The organism is Pyrococcus yayanosii CH1 (assembly GCF_000215995.1).
GTDB lineage: Archaea > Methanobacteriota_B > Thermococci > Thermococcales > Thermococcaceae > Pyrococcus > Pyrococcus yayanosii.
In genome coordinates, this window is the sequence record NC_015680.1 from 1238309 (window position 1) to 1256762 (window position 18454).

Genomic DNA, 18454 nt, shown 5'->3' on the forward strand with positions numbered 1-18454 from the left:
TTTTGGTGCGGTGGCCGGGATTTGAACCCGGGTCGCCGGCTCGGAAGGCGGGGGATTTCGCTGGATTGTGGGTCTCTCTTGAAGAGCAGTTTTTGGAGTGGCTCTCTGGACAAGTAAAGGCTGGAAAACTTTCTGAAGAAACGGCTGCAGAATATACCAGAGCTCTGAAAAAGTTCTTTGACAAGTATAGCCCACATTCAGTCGAGGAACTTGAGAGTGCCCTTACCAAGGAGAATTATAAGCGTCATCTATGTAAGGCACTCAGAAAGTTTGTGCAGTTCTTGAAGAAGCAGAAAATAATTGATCCAGTTTTTGCCGAAGAACTGAAGGAATCAATACCGATTAAGCCGACAAAGGAAAGTGAAGTTAGGATATCAACTGAGGAGCTATTGGAGGCTTGGGAGTATCACAAGAGACATTCTGATGAAGTTACTCGGCTTTTCTTCAAAATTCTCGTGTTCAGTGGAGCAAGGCTGAGAACTGTTCACAAGATGCTAACTCAGTTTGATGAGAGGAGACTCTACATCTTGCCAAACTATCCCAATATTGCAAAATATGCTCTTATGGAAAGGCACGGGACAAAGGCATCTCTTTACATTTATATGCCTGCCGAGCTTGTCAATGAAATTAAGCCAGTCAAAATTAAGGAGGCAACAATTAGGAAACGCTTGGAATATGGAAGAGTGAATGCTTCGACAATAAGAAAATGGCATGCAACGTTTCTCTCAATGCAAGGTATAAAGGATCACGTAATAAATTACATCCAAAGTAGAGTACCAAGAGCGATTCTGGAGAAACACTATCTGGATTTGGAATTAGAGGCAGACGAGGCTTATTCTCGGGTGGTTGATGAGTTGAAGAAGGTGTTGGAGGGTTAGCAATGGAGTTTTTGCTTAGGATTGTCTTCGTGTTTTTTGGTTTTGTTCTTGCGCTCGTGATGGGTTCTTTGTTTTATTTCGAGCTTAGCTGGTGGTTGGAGAGGAGAAAGTGGATGAATAAATATGAAAAGACTTTAAGGAGGTGAGTGGAGGATGGCCCGGGAAAAGCTAAATGGTTCTGGTGCTTTTGTTTGGTCTGTTAGCATCGATAAGGAAACACTAAGGATGATTAAGAGGCTTGCAAAGGAGACTGGAGTGAACAACCAGTCGGCGGTGGTTAGGATGGCAATTAGAGAGCTCTACAAGAAAATCATCGGATAAATTCTGCATTTTTTATTTAATCTCTATCTAAGCATTCCTCAGCCCTTTTCTAATATTCTTAAATATCAGATGCATACTCTCTGTTTTAGGTTGTCTTGGGTCCCGGGGGCGATAGTATGAATTCTGTGGAAAAGCTCGAAAAGAGGCTTAGGAAGTTGCGGAAGAGGAAGGCAAGGCTTGAGCAGGAGTATCACAGGATTCTTGAGGAAAAGATTCGGGTTGAAAGAGAATTGAAGCAGGTTCTTGAGGATTTGAGGAGGGCAAGGCAGGTGGCGGTTGCATGAACACAAACTCAGCAATTCAACTGCTGATTTTTGTTCTGATAGCTGGCTTTTTTGCAAAAACTGCATGGGGGATGATAACAAAGGAGGCAGCATTCTTTGGGGCTTTGGCTGGAATCACAATGCACTGGCTCTTGACAAACAAGGGGAACAAAAACGTTGTTTACATAAGACCACTTTCGGCGGGCTGGCGAGTGCTAATTTACGACATCTTGCTGTGCACGTTCTTGATCTCATTAGCACAGCAGGCTGGAAGCTTTTCTGCGCTCTTTGACGCTCTGAAGAACAACGTTCAGAATCTTGCACTCCTCTTGAGCTTGATTGGTGGAATTGGAATTGACTACAGTGTGGGAGGGTAAGGGAGATGAGAAGGGCGTTAAGCGTTTTATTTAGTTTATTGTTGCTTTTTGGCACTCTAACAGTAGGGACGGGCACGGTAAAGGCTGGGGGGACTTATGTTATTTATTACACTATTGAACATTCTTTCAATGTAAACGCTTTGGATAGCACGTGGACGTTTGATAATAATACTGGATTTTACACTAAAGACGTAACGTCGTTGGTTAACTGTTCGGCATTTGCACGACAGATAACAGTCGTTGCGGAGGTTAGCAGCTCTGCTTTAGTGCTTGAGTTTTCAGCTAATACGAAAGAGGACATTCTCAGAATATTCATGCCAGCGTCTCCGAACCTTGGTGGTTCAGTAACGACATATAAGCCGCTTTTTGAAGAGTATGCGTCTCAAGTCATAGCTGACCTTTACAATGCGGGAGTTGTTAATGACTTAGGGATATACCAGAACGGTGTATTATCGTCAGATAATCCCGAGCTAACAAAAACATGGAATGTAATTTATATGTATGGTATCAGCGGGCACGATGGAGTGATTTTTAAGACGTTGGGCTTTAATTCAACTGGAACGACGACTATTCTATTAGCAACACAGAATAATGGGGAAAATGCGGCGTCTTATGCAGTGTTTGATGGTGTAAAATATAATAATAATGCCTATGTGTTGAAAACTGGTGTTCTGGAAGGTGCCCACGAGGCGAAAGTAGGAGCTTCGATAATGTATGGGATAAGCAGGTGGGCGTATTTGTATGTTATTTTTGACGGTTCTTATTCTAAGACTTCGTGGAGTAATGCGATTGATGGAGATACGGGGCCGGACTTCGAAGGGGCTTTTAGCGTGTCTCCGCCTGCATTTCTTGTTACTTTCAGCGTTAAGGACGCTCTAACTGGCCAGCCCCTGAGCGGGGTAACGGTGAAAGAAGGCTCTAATGTCCTCGGCACAATTGACGACGGCGGGACGCTTGAACTAACGAAGGGCACTCATACTTTGACTTTTGAGAAAAGCGGATATTGGAGCACTACTTTGACAATTGACGTTCAGAGCGATATGAGCGTTAGCGTTGAAATGTATCCTTCTTCAACAGCGTTCAAGTTCCTGAACTTCCCAAGCGATATTCAAGTCTATGAGAACACGATTTACACGCTCACCTTCACCCTCTTCCCCATCGACACTTCCGCGACCTACAACACTTATCTCTCGATTTCGGGCCTCTCTGACATCATAGAAGTCAGAAAAGACGGCTCTCTCATCTCTCCCGAGGGCGGGAAGTACTACCTCGGCGACATCACCTCACCTGTCCAGGTCAGCATCAAGTTCAAGGCCGGCGCGGTCGGCACTCACGGGTTCACAATTACGCTCACGAGCAACGACGCGATAATGAGCCAGACCTACACGACGACGAAACAGGTAACCTACACCGTCGAGCCGCTCCCGTTCAGCGTCCAGATGCCAAACGAGTGGCAGGTGGGCACGAACGAGCTGAGAATCAGTGAGAGCAGTGGGCAGAGCTACCTAATCACGGCTGTACTCAAAGATTCAAGCGGGAATGAAGTCTGGTCTGACAGCTACGCTTTCAGCCCGTACGAGGCGCACACTTTCAGCATCAACGTCCCGAGCGAGGGCTCCTACACGCTCGAACTCCAGTTCAATGGCCAGACAGCAGTCTATTCCGTCCAGGTGAATCCTGCCATCACCCTCGTTACCAAGACCCTTACCGTCTCTGAGGGCGGCGAGGGAGTCATCACGCTCCACTTCAAGAACCCGAGCTCCAGCGTGCAGTACTACACGATTGTCGTCAGCGGTGGCTTCCTGCCGAAGGATATTAACCAGAGCATTTCAGTTGCTCCGCTTACTGAGAAAGACGTCAGCATTGCATTTGCAGTGCCTTCCGAGCTTACCTATGATGCGTATGAATTGAACGTCCAAGTTCTCCAAGGGGATGCTGTAGTCTTCAGCGATAAGGTTGCCGTCATAATAAGTGATTCTGGAGGACTCACGCTCTTCGGTGGCGGCTCTAGCACCTCCACGTGGGCTTACGTCCTCCTAGGCTTGCTACTGGTGTTTGTGCTGAGGAGGAGGTGAGCGGATGGGGCTCTTCTTTTCACTTTTCAGGCCGAAAGAAGATGAAGATATTGTGAAAGACGAGAAGAGGAAGAGGAAAGTTGCGGGAATTGCAATCATGCTCATGCTCCTCATCAGCATTTACGCTGAACCGGTTGCAGCTTGGGAATGGCCTAAGCCGAATTGGGAAGCAGTTGTGAATTTCTTTGATACCCTGAAGAATAACCTTCTCGGTGGTGTTGGTGGAGCCTTAGCTGGAGCGAAGGTGGGTGCCTCAATAGGTGCAATGGTTGGAGGGCCCGTGGGAGCAGCAATTGGAGCATTAGCAGGCGGAGTAATTGGATTCATAGGAGGGTCATACTTAGAGCAGAAAATTAAGGAGAAAATAGCAAACACAAAGCTTGGTCAATGGCTTGGGCTAAGCACAAGTGAAACAGACTTCTCTGGACTTCTCGATACAGGAAAGAACGTAACATTAGCCAACTTCACAAGTGACTATTACATCAAGAATTCCCTCGTCAGCAATTTAACAAGAGAGGCTGATATGGCTGCATTGCAGGATTTGCAAATCCTCATCTCAAAGCTCCAGAGTAGTATAATTAATTATGACTTCCAAGCCAGTGGAGACAGCGGAGAATTTGCAGACATAGTGCTTAAAGGGCCCGAAAAAATCTACGGCTTTAGTGCCTTCCCAATAGAGCTCGAACTAAGGCCAAGAGGGAATTCAGAAGTTAAGGATCCCATATGCTTAACAAGTGTAAAAATTTACGCAAAGGATGAAAATGGAAACATCTATTGGACGAGAACGTGGACTTTTGGAGAGGATGAAGAGTGCTTAGATCCACCAACGAGCTTTGTGTGGAGCTTTCCAACTATTCTCAAAGGGCCTGATCCCTATGTAGGGTACATAAACGACGTGCTTAATGGTCTTGCAGATGAGAAATTAGTCAAGGACATATTTAACGCAACACCAGAAAAATTTGAGATTGTTGCGGAAGTTTCAGGATACAGGAAAATATACTACCAAGATGGAAGTGGAAATTGGATCTTTGACCACAATGAGCCTATCCATGCTGTATTTACAAGTCTGAGCGCTTACAGACACATTGGAGGAGGAACTTATGTAATTTCGGGATTTGCTGGAAGCTTGCCGATTTACTACCAAGACTCTCCAGAGGCAAGTGAATTTACAGCATTCCAAATGAAGGCAGCAGGAGCTTCTTCAAATTTGGTTGCAAGACTTTGGAGCTCACCTCTCCACATACTAAGCGCAACCGCACCATACAAAGTATACATCCAAGGTAATCCTGGCTACTTTGGAGGGCTTAATCCGGCAATAACTGACGAGGCAAGAATCGTAGTTTACAGAATTACGAAAGACGGTCATTGGGAACTTGCGGCAGCTCTTCCACTTGAAGGGGTTGCTCATTTGGGAGATTTATCAGCTGGAAAACTTCTGCAAGGTTCAGTAACATACCATGCTGACGATAGCACAATCTCATATAGAGCATTTATCGTTGTTAAGGCATGGATTCAGAGAGACGATGGGGCCCAAATTCCAGTTTGGATACTCATGGAGCCAGCAATTGCACCAGTTGATCCAACAAGAAAAGTTACAATGGATCAATACATCGAAGAGATTGGAAATCTTGTTGGAGATAATTCAATAACATTGGAAGAAGCTCAAAGACTCAAGGCTATCGCAGACAGCTTGATTAGCTCACTACAAAGCAAGATAGAGGTTGCACAGTCTTGGAAAGAAAAAGGTGAAGCTGAGAACAAAGATTTAGTTGTTGAATACGCTTCTAAGGCAATTTATCACTACAAAGAAGCTATAAAATATGCCGAGAAGCTCAAGAACACTGACAACTCCCAAGATGTTCTTAAGTATGCTGAGATTGTGAAAGAAGAGGAAGTAATTGGAGATTATTATGTTAGGGCTGCAGAGCTCGCTTATTATGGACAAGAAGGGCAAGCGCAATCTCTTGTTGAAGATGCTTCTAAGATAGAGCAAAACGTCAAGGAAATAAAAGGCTTCTCATGGCTCTCATTCCCAACAGATTGGAGCGACATAAAGCAAGTACTACCATTCTTACTCAAGATACTCGCTTCAATAGCCGCAATATACATCTCCAAGCAACTGTTTGGTGGAGTAGGCGCCCTCATAGTCGCTGGAATTGTGTTTGTTTGGTGGATTGGCCCAATGTTTGGAATTAGCTTATGAGGTGGTAAGATGGGTGATAAGAAAGATGGGCCGGTGAAAGCCGGCCCAACCTTTTCAAAATGGAGTTTTCGGCTGGTAGTGACGGGCATAATGGCTCTAATAGCATGGTATGCCGGCAAGCACAATGTAACAGCACAAGAGTTCAATGAGGCATTCGCCAGCATTCCAGTGACTGCTATAATACTCGCAATGTTCTTCGACTATGGCCTTGATAGTGGAAAACTATATGACAAAATAATAAAGAAACCAAACAACCGCATGCTCGGCTTAATCTACGCTATACTAGCAACGGGAGTGTTCTTCTTCGCATTCCTATGGCTCATTACTGGAAACATTGCAACAGCATCGGCAGCTTCAGTACTCGTGGCTGGAGTTGTGGCTTTGATAACGTTACTGCCAAACACTGGCACAAGTGAATGGCTCCTCTGGCTCTGGTTGGCTGAGACTTTTGTAACTGCTGGAAAATTCATAACAATTCTGCCAGGGGTGATTGGCTAATGAACGCTCCAAAGAAGCTGAATAATGTAAACTACCTCATTAAGCTTGTATTAGTTGCCGGATTAGGAGGTTTCCTCCTTAGATGGGCTACCGGACAGAACATTACAGTAAGTCAGTATGTTGAAGCTATTGCTAAAACTCCAATCTACGTCATCATAGCCATTGAGATTCTTGACAAGCTTTCTGACAAGATGGACTACGAATTCCTCGGCTTTGCTTATGGATCAAAATTCGGGCTGAATAAGGTTTTAATGAGCCTCATAATCGCAGGAATAGGTTTCGTGGCAGTGCTTTACTTCATGACAGGCACAATCACAATGACAGTTGGAGCCTACAACACGGGCGTGCTCTTAGCTGCAGCAACCTACGCACTATACATTGTAGCACCAGAAACCGGCGATGACGAACTGATATTCTTCCTCTGGCTCGCCGCAACAATTGCAACAAGTGGACAATACCTTGGCGTAGCGTTCAGCCTACCCATTGCAAAACTAACCATGCTACTGCTTTCGTGAGGTGATCAGCAATGCTCGGCAGAGTTGCAGTGTCTCTCATCGCTTACCTCCTTTGCATTTTCTATTGGCAGGATACAGTAACTTCAGTAGGTCAGCTTTTAGGCTTAAGCGGATTTTGGGCTTTATTCATCCCTTCAGCCCTCATCGGGCTTTCAGTTTACAGGATTGCAGATTTGGATGATTGGGGAGTTTGGGATGCAGCAGCATTCCTCACAATCGGCAGCATAGCAATGCTCGCAATGACCAGCGATCCATCTGCAACAATCTATGAACTCGTGAAAGGCGTTGTGAGCTTTTCAGTTGCCGCCATTTTGGGTGCATTAGCACTGAGAGGGGGGAGGAGATAATGGATGCAACGGGAATACTCGTGCTTGCAGTGTTTGGAATCCTCGCACTAATGATACTCAAAGACCTGCTTAAAACAGCATTATTTCTGATAATCGCAATTATTGGCGCATACTATCTCGCAAAAGCTGGTTACCTTCCAGAAAATATTGCAAATGCCGTGTTGAACACCCTTTCGTTTTTAGATAAGCTTGACATTTCCGCTCTCCTGGATAAAATCTCAACCCTTGCTGACAAACTCGGAGGTGTTGTTGGATGAGAAAGAAGGAAAGGCAGTTGGTAACGTTTGGTTTGATAGTCTTGTTTGGAGTTATAGCATATTGGGCATACAGCGGCTTCAGCGTCGGTGGATTCGTAGACCTAAACAACAGCCTCAACAGCAACGAAACAACAGCAACAGAAACCTACACCCTCGGAATTTCAAACCTTGTTGCAACAGTCCTCGATGTTGGGGATGTAAAAATCAGCTTCAGCATAGCAAATGCTGACAAATTCAACATCACAAGCGTCAAGCTCTACTACGCCCTTAACGTTGCCGATCCTGCAAATGCAAGCTACACTGCAGTCTCCTTAACCGACGTGAACGGCACGTACGAGTACACAGTTGATACAAAGTTTGGAGATGTCCTCTATTACTACATTGAGATTCAATACGTTGAAGACGGCACCACAAAGGTCTTCAGATACCCATCAACCGGCTATGAGAGTGTAACCGTCACCGATACCGTTGCTCCGACTGCAACGCTAACAATCGAGTATAATGCAACGACAGGTAATGCAACAATCCTCATCAACGCCAGCGACAACGATGCCATAGACAAAGTGATCCTATTCTATGCAATCACTGCAGACGGCAACCTGACAAACGTGACCTTCAGCAACGTCACCCTCACCGTCAGCCCGTACACCTACACGCTCACCGTCGACAGCAACACCACCGACACCATCTACCCATACCTCGACGTCTATGCCGAGGTCTACGACATCAGCGGCAACATGGCCAGAGTGCCGGCAAACGGCACAATACAGCTCTACGCGAACGAGACTAAGACTGTGAGCGGCTGAGGTGGGCTGAAATGTACGCCCACCGCCCCTCTCCTTCATTTTCCAAAGTGATTCTCCGCCTCTTCGCGATAGTCAGCATAGTTTTTTTGCTCTATTACGGCTATTCGACATTCGCCGAGAACGAGCTTCAAAAACGCTTATACGAGCTTGGCTATCCTACCGAAGGCTTCATCGTTGTGAACAATACAATGAAGTTTGCTGACGGGCACATTGTACGCTTTGAAGGAAACTATGTTGAGGACTACCCGATCACGGCAGAGGAAGCCCTGAACATCCTGAACAACTACCTTGCAGAATACAATCTCAAGCTCAAGAAGTATGACATGAGAATCGAGCCCGAAATCAAAAGCATGAGCGAGAAAGAAGAAAATGGCAAGCTGTATTGGGTTTTTGAGCTCTACATCAAGAAAGGCTCCTCAAAATTCTTTGCAGGCTTGGCCTATGTCGAAAGAAAGCAGGGTTTGGTGAAGATTAAGGGATTGCTGGATTGAGGTGAGAAAATGAGGATTTTGAAGAATGCATTCAAGATATTCATAATCGTGACAATAGCGTACTGGCTGCTTGCAAGATTTATGGTGATTGGCTTTGTTGGCGATTTCCTTGACTTAATGGTTGCAATGGTAGTGGGAGGCTTTTCAGCACTCGTTTACATGGTTCTTGCCGGCATTCTAACACTAATTAGGAGGTGGTAAAAATAAGGCGAATTTTTGTGTTATTGCTTCTCATCGGATTAGTTGTAGCTTCATCTGGATGTATCAGAAAAGAAGGCTCCTTGATAATAATCAACCTGAGCAAACTTGAAAACTTAACTGAAGAGGTTAGCAACCTCACGATTTCAAACACCACAAACGAAACAAAACTGTACACTTGGGAGGATGACGTTTTAGTCGGCAAAACAGTCACAGTCAACGGAAAATGGCTTATCAAGCCTGATTACGATGTTTCCAAGTCAAAATTTGCCTTCTGGATCATTAACTTAGAAACAAACAAGACTGAGCTTTACTATGAGCCGGCAAACATTACCCTCGACAGCATTCACTTCTACGGTTACGGAGTCTTTACAGGAACGAGTTACTACGTCGCCCACATCAAGCTTGAATCCACAGAGCCCTTAGAGGTGACCGTGACATGAAGCGCTTTCTCTCCCCAATATTCATTATAATATTATTAGGAACATTGGCGTCTGCAACATACTCCTGGACTGGAAAGCTGAATGTTGGCGATCAAATTTATGTTAATGACCTAACAATCCAGATTGACAAAAATAAAGCTGACAACAGGACGGCAGCAGTAATTTACAAAGATGGACAGTTATTAGGGCTGATTTACGCCGGAAGCTCTAAAACTTTTGAAGGGCTTGAAATCAGCGTTAGTGAATTCAATGATTACGCCATTCTGAGCATCTCAAGTGATGAACCATTCACAATAAGCTTCAATGCAGTCAAAGATTACTCTGCAGAAATTAGCAGGCTCAAAGAAGAGAATGCAAAGCTGAAGCAAGAGAATGAACAACTAAAAAAGCAGGTTGAAAACTTAGAGAACGAGAACAAGCAGCTGAAGAGGAGGGTTTCTGATTTAGAAAAGCAGCTTAAGGAAGCAAAAGCCCAAGATGTTTCAAAGCTTCAAGCCCGAATAAACAACTTGACGAAAGAGAACAGAGAGCTGAAAGCCCAAATAGCAAACCAGACAAACCTCATTAACCAGTTAAAAGCCAAAGCACAATTCTTAGAGCAGCAGAATAATGAGTACAGAACTCTGATCACAAAGCTTCTTGAAGAGCAGGCGCAAAAATCAGAGAAAAGCTACATCGAGAAAGCAAAGAAAGAGCGCTTGATCGGTTCCATCATCATCAAAACACTCATTTTTGCAGGACTAATTGTAGGGCTTGCTGGCTTCTTGCTGTACCGTGGGAAAAAGAGTTGGGAGTACCCATTATGACCCCCAATTGTAAAAGGAAGCTGAGAGGTGATAAAGGAAAATAAAGGAAGCTGAGTTAATCTTTTACGGAGAGGTATAGTTTTTTGTTTAAAATAAAGAAAATCTGGAAAGAAAAAGGAGGATTGAGTTAAATGGCAGTATCAATAAAACAACCCACAACTCAAGCCGTTGATATTCCTTATTTCGATCCGAGCAGTGGACCATATCTTGGCAGGCTCATGAACACAAACAAGAAAGAGAAGCTTTACATCCCTCTGAAAGTTGGAGAAGCAAACCACATCTTCATGCTCGGCAGAACAGGCTACGGCAAAACCTCAACAATGAAAGCCCTTGCCGAAGCACTATGGGAATACTACCACAATCAAGGAAAAGACGTCATGATAATCATCTTCGAAAGAAAATATGATTACTCAAAATATCAGAGACTAAAACAGTTTTGGAGGAAAAGAATCGAAGAACTCGGCAAAGAAGAAGCAGAGAGACGGCACCAATTCCTCGCCCAATACTTCAAACTACAAGAACAACACCCACAACTCAAACACATGCTCGGCTTTCCAGGCGACTTTGCAATGGGATTGCCCAACTACATCCTCATGGACACACTCGTCTCAATAAAACCTTATCCTGTCAACATATTCACCTGGCACGGGCTAAAACCAAGAAGTTATCCAGTGCGGAGAATAGTCTTCAGACCAACAAGAAACATCTACGCAATAAAGCTCGACAATGGGCCGAAAACGGAAGTTGTAGAAGGAAAAATCCACCTCAAAGACATCAGCTTTGAAATGCTCGCAAAGAAATTCGACATCCCAAAAGGCACAGCCTATGGAAGAATACTCAGAAAATACTGGAAAGTTTACAAAATCCATGATCCAGACAGAATCCTGCACCTCGCCAAAACCCAAGAACCAGTAAGAGAAAGCACACTCGAAAGCCTACAATCAATCTTAGAAGAAATAAAAGCCGATCCACTCTACCTCAAAGGCAACTTAACAAAAACCGGACAGGAACACAAGCCATTCACCGAATACCTCACAACTGATAAAATCAACGTCATCGATTTCTCAGATAACTCAGATTTAGACTTAGAAGAGCAGAGGTTGATAGTTTATCTACTCTGGAAAAAGCTTAAGGTAATAGCAGGCAAGAGGAGAGTCGACATCTGGATCTTCTTCGACGAAATACAGGACTTAATCGGAACAGCTGGCGAAGCATCCAGACACAACCTTGCATGGCTGGCAATGGAAGAACTATACAGAAAAGGAAGAAGCCTAAGCGTCAACGTTGTTGCAGGCACGCAATACCTCTACAAACTCCCAATGTCACTAATAATGGGAGCGACACACATAGCAGTCATCGGAGCCCTCGCAAGCCCAAAAGACCTTGACATTCTAAGAGTCGCTATCATGGACGGAGACAAACTAAACATTCCAATCGAACACGACAGCTTTGAAGAGTTTGTAAAACGCAGAAAGAAGAAAGGAAGAGGCTGGTTCTCTTTTGATAGAGAATTTACGGTTAAAATGTATTTTCGCCCAAATCAAAGCTTTTGAGGTGGTGGAGATGGGAATATTTGACAGATTTAGGAAAAAGAAGAAAACAAAGCGAGAAGCTGGAGGAATTGTAATGAGCGATGAAGAAGCCGCAAGCTACTTCATGAGCCTTAAAGAATTCGACCTCGAAGAAGAGATTGAGAAAAGAGTTGAAGAAAGAATAAGACAGCAAAGAATCTTAGCACAAAGAATGAGCCAAATCAAGCCAACTTATCAAAAACTCCTAATCGCCGTAACGCCGGAAGAAGGCAGCATAATCCTCGGTTATCCAGAAAGCTATATGATAAACTATGACGAATACTGGATTTACTACCAAGAAAGACAACCAAGCTGGTTAGACCACATTTGGTGGAGCTTAGCAAGAATCTTCGGCAAACAACCACCACACAAAATTTTGAAAGCCCACAAAAAAATAGTGCAATTCAACAACGAAGCAATCACCGTTTACTGTCAATCTGTTACAGAATACAGAGGAACAGGAATCCAAGAAGCCATCCCTATGGTCGTCCATCCAGCAATTACAGCAGGTTGGGAAGCCTACGAAGCAGTAAAAGCCGAGCGTGATAAGTACAAAGAAAAATACTTTGAACTACTGAGGTTGAGCAAGAAAGAAGTTGAATTAGCACTCCAGATTAACCCAAGAGTCAAAGTGTACTGGAAAGAAAAAGAGCAGCAAGGTAAAAAGACTGAGGAAAGATTTGGAGGAACGGAGATGGAGTTTGATGAGAATCCAGTCAAGCGTGAGCTGAAAAGCATAATAGGAGAGTGAGAAGGTGGAACTCATGGATCAGAGCAGCAATCCAGAGGAGCTCTTGAAGCAGATTGCAAGCCAAGAGTTCAGAGAAGTTGAGGAAATTGGAGAGAGTAAGAAAGAGAAGAAAAATAGCACATGGGGATTAAAGAAAAAGAAAGAGCTAAATCAGGAGATTTTGAAGGAGATTCAAAAGAAATTGGGCGAAGCATGGGAGCTCATGGGAACCGAGTACGGACGCAAACTCCTCGAAGACGTTGCAGTTGAGATAAAGAAACTCTGCATCATCAACGACCTGCCTTAATTTATTGTTCATTTTGAATATTTTCAAGCTCAGAACGAATTGCATCATAAGTTACCTTAAACAAGGCACCACCGGCAAAGAAAAGAGGCCATCTACCTAATACTTCAAGCGCATTTGCAGGCCAACCAAAGGCACCATATATAAGCAGTATCAAACTAGCAACAAAAGCATTCGCATTAATAAAATACATTATGAACGTCCTCAAATGAATATCTTTTAATCCGACCTTATTTCTTTGTTTGTGATAGAATATTAGAACAACCGTTAACAACGCTGAAAATGTAACAAAATCCAACTTCACAAAAATCACCTAGACCTACTCCGTGTTTTCTTCTTACCCTCATCAGAAGATGCAATTAACGCTCCAAGAATTGCCCCAATAAGTGCTCCCGGCGCACCAGCAATGATAGCACCCAAGATTCCCCCACCGATAATAGCAGCAACGACCTCATCCTCACGACTTTTAGCACTCATACCCATCCCTCACTATAAAATAATGCAAAAAACTTAATGAAGCTTACTACTCACGACAACTTCAACGACTTGTATCTTTCTCAAGCCATGAAAGCATTTCTTCAGGTGATCCTTCAAACACTTTCCTAGCATCACCATAAACATCCTTAAAATACACCTTAATCATGGCTGCTAAGAGTGTATTAATCTGACCTCCTCCCCGCCCTAAAGGGCGAGGGTTCCAACGAGTTAACCCCTCGCCATTGACGGGGAGGAGGTCAGTTCATGCCCATGAAAGCACCTAAAAGCGCCGCATTAGCAACCAACGAAACCAACAACAAAACAATAAGAAATGTAGACGTCCGAGCCATACAGACAACCTCCACTTTTTTCTATAATGCAAAAATTCCTTTACTCCAAACTTTATTAACATTATCCCCCACAACAACACATTTTTAACCGAAACCCCAATATACTTAAAACGCATTAATTACAAAGGAGGCAACAGCATGCCAGAAAACCAGCAAATCATCGAACCACTAGCGAAATTCCATGCACAAGTGTATAGGAATGGTAGAATAGCCATACCAAAGAACGAAAGAGATTATTTCGGAATAGATCAGCATGACATCGTTGAACTAATCATCAGAAAAATAGAAAACGGACAAATCAAAGGGAGAGGATGGTTCATAGCTCAGCTCACGGTTAGGGGAGTATTGACAATTCCCCTTGGACTTAGGAAGGAATTGGATATATCAGATGGAGACTTTGTGGAGGTCCTCCTAATCGGCTTTATTAGGATTGAAGATGTTGTAGGTGAGAGAGGACTCAAAATTATGAGAGCATTAAGAGCCAACGACTATAGAATCATCTCGGATGAAGACGAAAAAAGACTTCTTGCTATGGTTGCTAAAGGTGCATATAATATGTTATTTATTGCCGGATAAATTGTTAGTTAAACAATTTATCCAAGCGATTAAAGCAGTCTATTTTCCTGATACTTACTCTATGGCAGTGCTTTATTTATAAACCAGTTTTCTAACAGAAAATCATGAACATTACTCTGTCGCAGTGTAATGTTCAGAATTTTTTCACAGGATTTGCATTTATAAATACACATCAGCTTGTGGCCGAGAATATACAGAATACTACTCTCTAATTGCTTGGATAAATTGTTTAACTAACAATTTATCCGGCAATAAATAATAGTATTTTAGTATTATTGCTCAGCATCATAGGTTGGCTGTTCTAGATACATTAGCCAAAGCTGGATGTATATTTTTATGCACGAAAAGTTTTTAAATAAATAACAACAAAATCGTTATGACGAACATATTGTTAGGTGGTTAAAATGCCAAGGCCAAGAAAGTATGAGTATGGGCCTGCACTACTAACGATTTCAGTTGCACCTGAGGTAGCTGAAAAGTTCGAACATATGAGAAAGGAGCTCGGACTGACTCGCGGTGATTTTCTCGCTTGGCTCTTGGAAAAAGTGGATGATTTGGTCAAAAGGGAATCTCGGTGAGGACCTATGGCAAGAAAGCCAGAATACAAGAACCCACGCACATTTTCAGTGACCATTGAAGCTGAAATAAAAGAGGAGATAGATGAGTTCAGGGGGAAGCTTAGTTATGGTAAAGTTTTCACGATGCTTTGGCGCGCCTATAAGGGTGAAGTTGTCAAGGCTATAGAATTAGAGAACCTCAGGAGAGAAAATGAGGAGCTGAAGAAGAGAATTGAGGAACTTCAGAAACTTGTTCAGAGGCTTCAGGATGAGTTAGCTAAGTATGGTGGCATTTCTAAGCGCGAGCGTGAGGCTCTTGATCTTAGGGAGGAGGCTTGGAGGATTCTTGATGTTCATAGTGAGCTCAAGCTCATCGATTTCTTTAGGATGCTTGGCTGGTCTGAAATGGGTGAAACCCTCAAGAAGAAGGCTGAGGTTTTCCTTAGGCGTTGGTTCAGGGATGAGGGGAAGTATCTCGTTTCTGAAGAGCTTGGGCTTGTTGTTGAGAAGAAGTTGGATGTTGGTATTCTTGCTTGGCGCGTTAGGAGGCTCGCTCCTGACGTGGACTCCTTTCGGACAACAAAAGTAGGGGTGGTTGTATGAGTTCGGAGGTTAGTAGGGAGTTTTGGGAGTTTGTGGCGTCGGAGGTTAGGAAGGCTAGGGAGGCTGAGGCAAGGGAATTGGAAGTTTTGAGAAGGGAGCTTGAAAGGGAGATACTAGAAGCTAGAAGGAAAAGGGAGTATTTTCTCATAAAACAGGATATGGAGGAGTATTTCTATTGGGATGGCTACTTGGGGGCATTACTAACAGTAAAGGGGTTGTTGAGGAAGTTTGGGATTTTGAGGGGGTGATTTAATGCCGAGGAGGAGGCCTAGGCCTGGTGATATTACAACTATCAAGGATCTGTTCAAGTATAAGAGTACTTGGGTTGTCTCGGTTGCATTGAGGGATGGGAGGGTTAAGAGGTTCACGAGGAGTGGGTTCAGGGAGGGGAAGTACTCGGAGGAGGACCTCAACAGGAAGGTTCGGGTGGACGAGGTCTGGATCTACTACAAGATAAATTGGCATTATTTCTGCGAGGAGGTGCGGGCTTGATGGCTTCTCGTGCTTCGATGGTTCGTCAGGCGGCCCGCTATGGGCCCTCCATTTACAAGCCCTTCTTTGATTACATGAAGAGGGAGGTCAAAAGTGCCGAGAACAAGTACCTCTTCAGTAGTCTCATCGAACAGTTGTTCCCGGACAGGTTTGCCCTCTATGACCTGGACTCGATAATTTTTGATAAGGAGTCTGATGAGCCGCTGGCGGCTTTTGAGTTGAAGTTCAAGAGTTGGTTCACGGCCGAGGAAGCCTGGCTGAACAAGGAGCTTGAAGTTAATGGCAAGCAGTTCATAAGGCTTAGAGCCTTGGCCAAGAGGATGGAGATTCCCATCTACTACTTCGTCCAGGTTGGGAAGTACTTCGTCATGTTCAACGTCCTCAGGGTGGAGGCTCGGCTGGAAGAGAGGCATAATGGCTCAGCAAAAGACACATACGCCATCATAAACCTCGATGATACCATAGTCTCGAAGACCCTCGAAGACCTGAAAACTGACCTATCAATCCTATTGAGGTGATCCCAATGTTAACTTCTTGGAGGGAAAAGAACCATGAATAATAACACCCTAATGTTATTATCATTTTTCTCTCAACATCTTCCTCATACAAACAAGGGTATTCGGCATGAGCACCAAAATATTCACACAAGTTTGAGCATAAATTTGCATGTTCCTGCAGGGCCCTACAAATCAAAAATCAATACTGCGGGAATGAGTATCGGGGTGATGTGAATATGCCTCGCAGATTGAAATACCCTCCATATGTTGTTGTGAGAATTCCGAGGGATATGGTTGAAGTTTATGAAACAAACATCCTTGATCTTGTATTTGGAGAGAACGGCGACATGGCAAGGCGCATTGTAGATTACATCAAAAAGAATGAGCGTATATATCCTGATGAATATAAAGAAATAATCAAAGACAGCTCAGAACGCATGAGGTATTACAGGACATTAAGGAAGATGATAAGTCTCGGCATGCTCAAGAGGGGCAAAGACGGTTCTTACATCTTAAGTGATGAATTCGCTCTCAAGCTCGGCGCAATGATAGAAAAATGGAGAGCAATTCTGAGGTAATCCTCATGAACAGTCATATAAACTTCACCGGCCATATTTCCAATGGTGGGTCATTTTGGGACAACAGGCACAAAATAATAACAAGGCTCTCAACCGAGATTCAGCCGATTACTGGCAGAAGAAACGGTATCATCTTTACTTGTATAGGGGTTTGGTCGGGGAAGTTCGCAAAAGAGGTTACAACTTGTCGCAGGTGGTTAATATGATTCTCGCAGCAATTGTTTCTCAAGAAGATGCTCTTTCAAGGCTTCAAAAACAGATTGTGGTGCGGTGGCCGGGATTTGAACCCGGGTCGCCGGCTCGGAAGGCCGGCGTCCTAGACCAGGCTAGACTACCACCGCACAAAACGTGGTGGGGCGGGGGGGATTTGAACCCCCGACACCCGGATCTTCAGTCCGGTGCTCTCCCAGGCTGAGCTACCGCCCCACTCGAAGTTAATGGGGCGTGAAGGAATTTATAAACCTTGCGGTGGAGATAAGAAGGGTGAAAATTATGCTAAGCCTCCAGACGTCCATCGTGGGGAGAAAGGTTATCTACCTGAGAGAGGTCGAATCCACGAATGACCTAGCAAAGCTCCTCGCGCTCCACGAGGATGAAGGAACTGTTATCGTGGCCGACAGACAGACCAGAGGACGTGGGAGAATTGGAAGGCGGTGGGAATCTCCCGAGGGAGGGGTATGGATGAGCGTCATATTGAGGCCCCCACTTGTTTTGGAGGACTTGCCAAAGGTCGTCTTCATGGGAGCGGTGGCGGTGGTTGAGACCCTCGAGAAGTTCGGAATACCCGGAAAAGTCAAGTGGCCAAATGACGTCCTCGTGGAGGGTAGGAAAATCGCCGGGATACTTGCGGAGGGAAAGGCAGGAACTGTGGTACTCGGAATAGGCCTCAACGTCAACAATCCCGTTCCAGAAGGGGCGATATCTATGAAGGATGTTCTGGGAAGTAACGTCCCGCTCGTCGATGTCTTCAGGACCCTTATCGCGAGGCTCGACGAGGCATACTCCCTTCTTAAGGAGAGGCCCGCCTCCATCGTGGAAAAGGCAAAATCTCGTATGATACTGGGCGTTCCAGTCATCGTAGTCGGGGAGGATATCGAGGGTATAGCCGAGGACATTGATGAGTTTGGGCGGCTGATAGTGAGAAAGCCCTCGGGAGAGGTTGTCAAGGTCGTCTACGGTGATCTATCCATAAGGTTCGCCCAGCGGTAGTGTTAAATATCAGGTGGTCCTATGGAAGCGGG

Annotated in this window: 27 protein-coding genes and 2 tRNA genes; 26 read left to right on the top strand and 3 right to left on the bottom strand. The window is 44.4% G+C overall.

The window, feature by feature from the left end:
* Nucleotides 1-5: 5 nt before the first annotated feature.
* From PYCH_RS06925 to PYCH_RS07000, 18 genes are all read left to right on the top strand, one after another.
* Nucleotides 6-878 (top strand): integrase, encoded by an 873-nt coding sequence (locus PYCH_RS06925; protein ID WP_048058262.1) that lies wholly within the window; start codon nt 6-8, stop codon nt 876-878.
* Nucleotides 879-1031: 153 nt separating this feature from the next.
* Nucleotides 1032-1199 carry a ribbon-helix-helix domain-containing protein gene (locus PYCH_RS09655; RefSeq protein ID WP_013906139.1) on the top strand — a complete coding sequence of 56 codons (168 nt, stop codon included), beginning with the start codon at nt 1032-1034 and terminating at the stop codon, nt 1197-1199.
* 116 nt (nt 1200-1315) lie between these two features.
* Nucleotides 1316-1483, top strand: coding sequence for a hypothetical protein (locus PYCH_RS09975; RefSeq protein WP_013906140.1), 168 nt, complete (start codon nt 1316-1318; stop codon nt 1481-1483).
* Nucleotides 1480-1839, top strand: coding sequence for a hypothetical protein (locus PYCH_RS06930; protein WP_013906141.1), 360 nt, complete (start codon nt 1480-1482; stop codon nt 1837-1839). The genes PYCH_RS09975 and PYCH_RS06930 overlap by 4 nt, the downstream gene beginning before the upstream one ends.
* A gap of 830 nt (nt 1840-2669) precedes the next feature.
* Nucleotides 2670-3914: a hypothetical protein gene (locus PYCH_RS06935; protein WP_237698653.1), complete on the top strand. Its 1245-nt coding sequence runs from the start codon at nt 2670-2672 to the stop codon at nt 3912-3914.
* Nucleotides 3915-3918: 4 nt separating this feature from the next.
* Nucleotides 3919-6117 (top strand): glycine zipper domain-containing protein, encoded by a 2199-nt coding sequence (locus PYCH_RS06940; protein WP_013906143.1) that lies wholly within the window; start codon nt 3919-3921, stop codon nt 6115-6117.
* A 9-nt stretch (nt 6118-6126) separates the two neighbouring features.
* The gene (locus PYCH_RS06945) at nt 6127-6615 is read left to right on the top strand and encodes a hypothetical protein (RefSeq protein WP_013906144.1); all 489 of its coding nucleotides are present in this window, start codon (nt 6127-6129) and stop codon (nt 6613-6615) included.
* On the top strand, nt 6615-7130 hold the full coding sequence (locus tag PYCH_RS06950) for a hypothetical protein (protein WP_013906145.1): 516 nt from the start codon (nt 6615-6617) through the stop codon (nt 7128-7130). The genes PYCH_RS06945 and PYCH_RS06950 overlap by 1 nt, the downstream gene beginning before the upstream one ends.
* An 11-nt stretch (nt 7131-7141) precedes the next feature.
* Nucleotides 7142-7477 (top strand): hypothetical protein, encoded by a 336-nt coding sequence (locus PYCH_RS06955; protein ID WP_013906146.1) that lies wholly within the window; start codon nt 7142-7144, stop codon nt 7475-7477.
* Nucleotides 7477-7734 carry a hypothetical protein gene (locus tag PYCH_RS06960; protein ID WP_013906147.1) on the top strand — a complete coding sequence of 86 codons (258 nt, stop codon included), beginning with the start codon at nt 7477-7479 and terminating at the stop codon, nt 7732-7734. Before PYCH_RS06955 ends, PYCH_RS06960 begins: the two co-directional genes overlap by 1 nt.
* Complete coding sequence (locus PYCH_RS06965) at nt 7731-8540, top strand: hypothetical protein (RefSeq protein WP_013906148.1); 810 nt, start codon at nt 7731-7733, stop codon at nt 8538-8540. Before PYCH_RS06960 ends, PYCH_RS06965 begins: the two co-directional genes overlap by 4 nt.
* A gap of 11 nt (nt 8541-8551) precedes the next feature.
* Nucleotides 8552-9031, top strand: coding sequence for a hypothetical protein (locus PYCH_RS06970; RefSeq protein WP_013906149.1), 480 nt, complete (start codon nt 8552-8554; stop codon nt 9029-9031).
* A gap of 9 nt (nt 9032-9040) precedes the next feature.
* Entirely contained in the window at nt 9041-9232 is a 192-nt protein-coding gene (locus PYCH_RS06975; protein WP_013906150.1) for a hypothetical protein, read from the top strand.
* Nucleotides 9226-9672 carry a hypothetical protein gene (locus PYCH_RS06980; RefSeq protein WP_148236210.1) on the top strand — a complete coding sequence of 149 codons (447 nt, stop codon included), beginning with the start codon at nt 9226-9228 and terminating at the stop codon, nt 9670-9672. Before PYCH_RS06975 ends, PYCH_RS06980 begins: the two co-directional genes overlap by 7 nt.
* A complete protein-coding gene (locus tag PYCH_RS06985; RefSeq protein ID WP_013906152.1) occupies nt 9669-10478 on the top strand; it encodes a hypothetical protein in 810 nt (269 codons plus the stop codon). Before PYCH_RS06980 ends, PYCH_RS06985 begins: the two co-directional genes overlap by 4 nt.
* 131 nt (nt 10479-10609) lie before the next feature.
* Nucleotides 10610-12031 carry a helicase HerA domain-containing protein gene (locus PYCH_RS06990; protein WP_013906153.1) on the top strand — a complete coding sequence of 474 codons (1422 nt, stop codon included), beginning with the start codon at nt 10610-10612 and terminating at the stop codon, nt 12029-12031.
* Between the two features lie 10 nt (nt 12032-12041).
* Nucleotides 12042-12800 (top strand): hypothetical protein, encoded by a 759-nt coding sequence (locus tag PYCH_RS06995; protein ID WP_013906154.1) that lies wholly within the window; start codon nt 12042-12044, stop codon nt 12798-12800.
* Nucleotides 12801-12813: 13 nt separating this feature from the next.
* Nucleotides 12814-13086, top strand: coding sequence for a hypothetical protein (locus tag PYCH_RS07000; protein ID WP_013906155.1), 273 nt, complete (start codon nt 12814-12816; stop codon nt 13084-13086).
* Nucleotide 13087: 1 nt separating this feature from the next.
* Here the strand turns inward: PYCH_RS07000 and PYCH_RS07005 are convergent, their stop codons facing one another.
* Entirely contained in the window at nt 13088-13396 is a 309-nt protein-coding gene (locus PYCH_RS07005) for a hypothetical protein (protein WP_148236212.1), read from the bottom strand.
* Nucleotides 13397-14048: 652 nt separating this feature from the next.
* On the opposite strand from PYCH_RS07005, the gene PYCH_RS07010 reads away from it, so the two are divergent.
* The 7 genes from PYCH_RS07010 (at nt 14049) to PYCH_RS07035 (ending at nt 17213) form a co-directional block, all read left to right on the top strand.
* Nucleotides 14049-14486, top strand: coding sequence for an AbrB/MazE/SpoVT family DNA-binding domain-containing protein (locus PYCH_RS07010; protein WP_013906156.1), 438 nt, complete (start codon nt 14049-14051; stop codon nt 14484-14486).
* A gap of 404 nt (nt 14487-14890) precedes the next feature.
* Complete coding sequence (locus PYCH_RS10035; protein ID WP_013906157.1) at nt 14891-15064, top strand: hypothetical protein; 174 nt, start codon at nt 14891-14893, stop codon at nt 15062-15064.
* Nucleotides 15065-15070: 6 nt separating this feature from the next.
* Nucleotides 15071-15646, top strand: a complete 576-nt coding sequence (locus tag PYCH_RS07015) for a hypothetical protein (protein ID WP_013906158.1) — start codon at nt 15071-15073, stop codon at nt 15644-15646.
* Nucleotides 15643-15894 carry a hypothetical protein gene (locus tag PYCH_RS07020; RefSeq protein ID WP_013906159.1) on the top strand — a complete coding sequence of 84 codons (252 nt, stop codon included), beginning with the start codon at nt 15643-15645 and terminating at the stop codon, nt 15892-15894. Before PYCH_RS07015 ends, PYCH_RS07020 begins: the two co-directional genes overlap by 4 nt.
* A gap of 4 nt (nt 15895-15898) precedes the next feature.
* Complete coding sequence (locus PYCH_RS07025; RefSeq protein WP_013906160.1) at nt 15899-16138, top strand: hypothetical protein; 240 nt, start codon at nt 15899-15901, stop codon at nt 16136-16138.
* On the top strand, nt 16138-16656 hold the full coding sequence (locus tag PYCH_RS07030; RefSeq protein ID WP_013906161.1) for a hypothetical protein: 519 nt from the start codon (nt 16138-16140) through the stop codon (nt 16654-16656). Before PYCH_RS07025 ends, PYCH_RS07030 begins: the two co-directional genes overlap by 1 nt.
* A 215-nt stretch (nt 16657-16871) precedes the next feature.
* A complete protein-coding gene (locus PYCH_RS07035) occupies nt 16872-17213 on the top strand; it encodes a hypothetical protein (RefSeq protein WP_013906162.1) in 342 nt (113 codons plus the stop codon).
* Between the two features lie 263 nt (nt 17214-17476).
* On the opposite strand, the gene PYCH_RS07040 is transcribed toward PYCH_RS07035, so the two are convergent.
* Both PYCH_RS07040 and PYCH_RS07045 read right to left on the bottom strand, forming a co-directional pair.
* A tRNA-Gly gene (locus tag PYCH_RS07040) sits at nt 17477-17554 on the bottom strand.
* 8 nt (nt 17555-17562) lie between these two features.
* Nucleotides 17563-17639, bottom strand: a tRNA-Phe gene (locus PYCH_RS07045).
* Nucleotides 17640-17705: 66 nt separating this feature from the next.
* On the opposite strand from PYCH_RS07045, the gene PYCH_RS07050 reads away from it, so the two are divergent.
* Complete coding sequence (locus PYCH_RS07050; protein WP_048058393.1) at nt 17706-18422, top strand: biotin--[acetyl-CoA-carboxylase] ligase; 717 nt, start codon at nt 17706-17708, stop codon at nt 18420-18422.
* Nucleotides 18423-18454 lie beyond the last annotated feature (32 nt).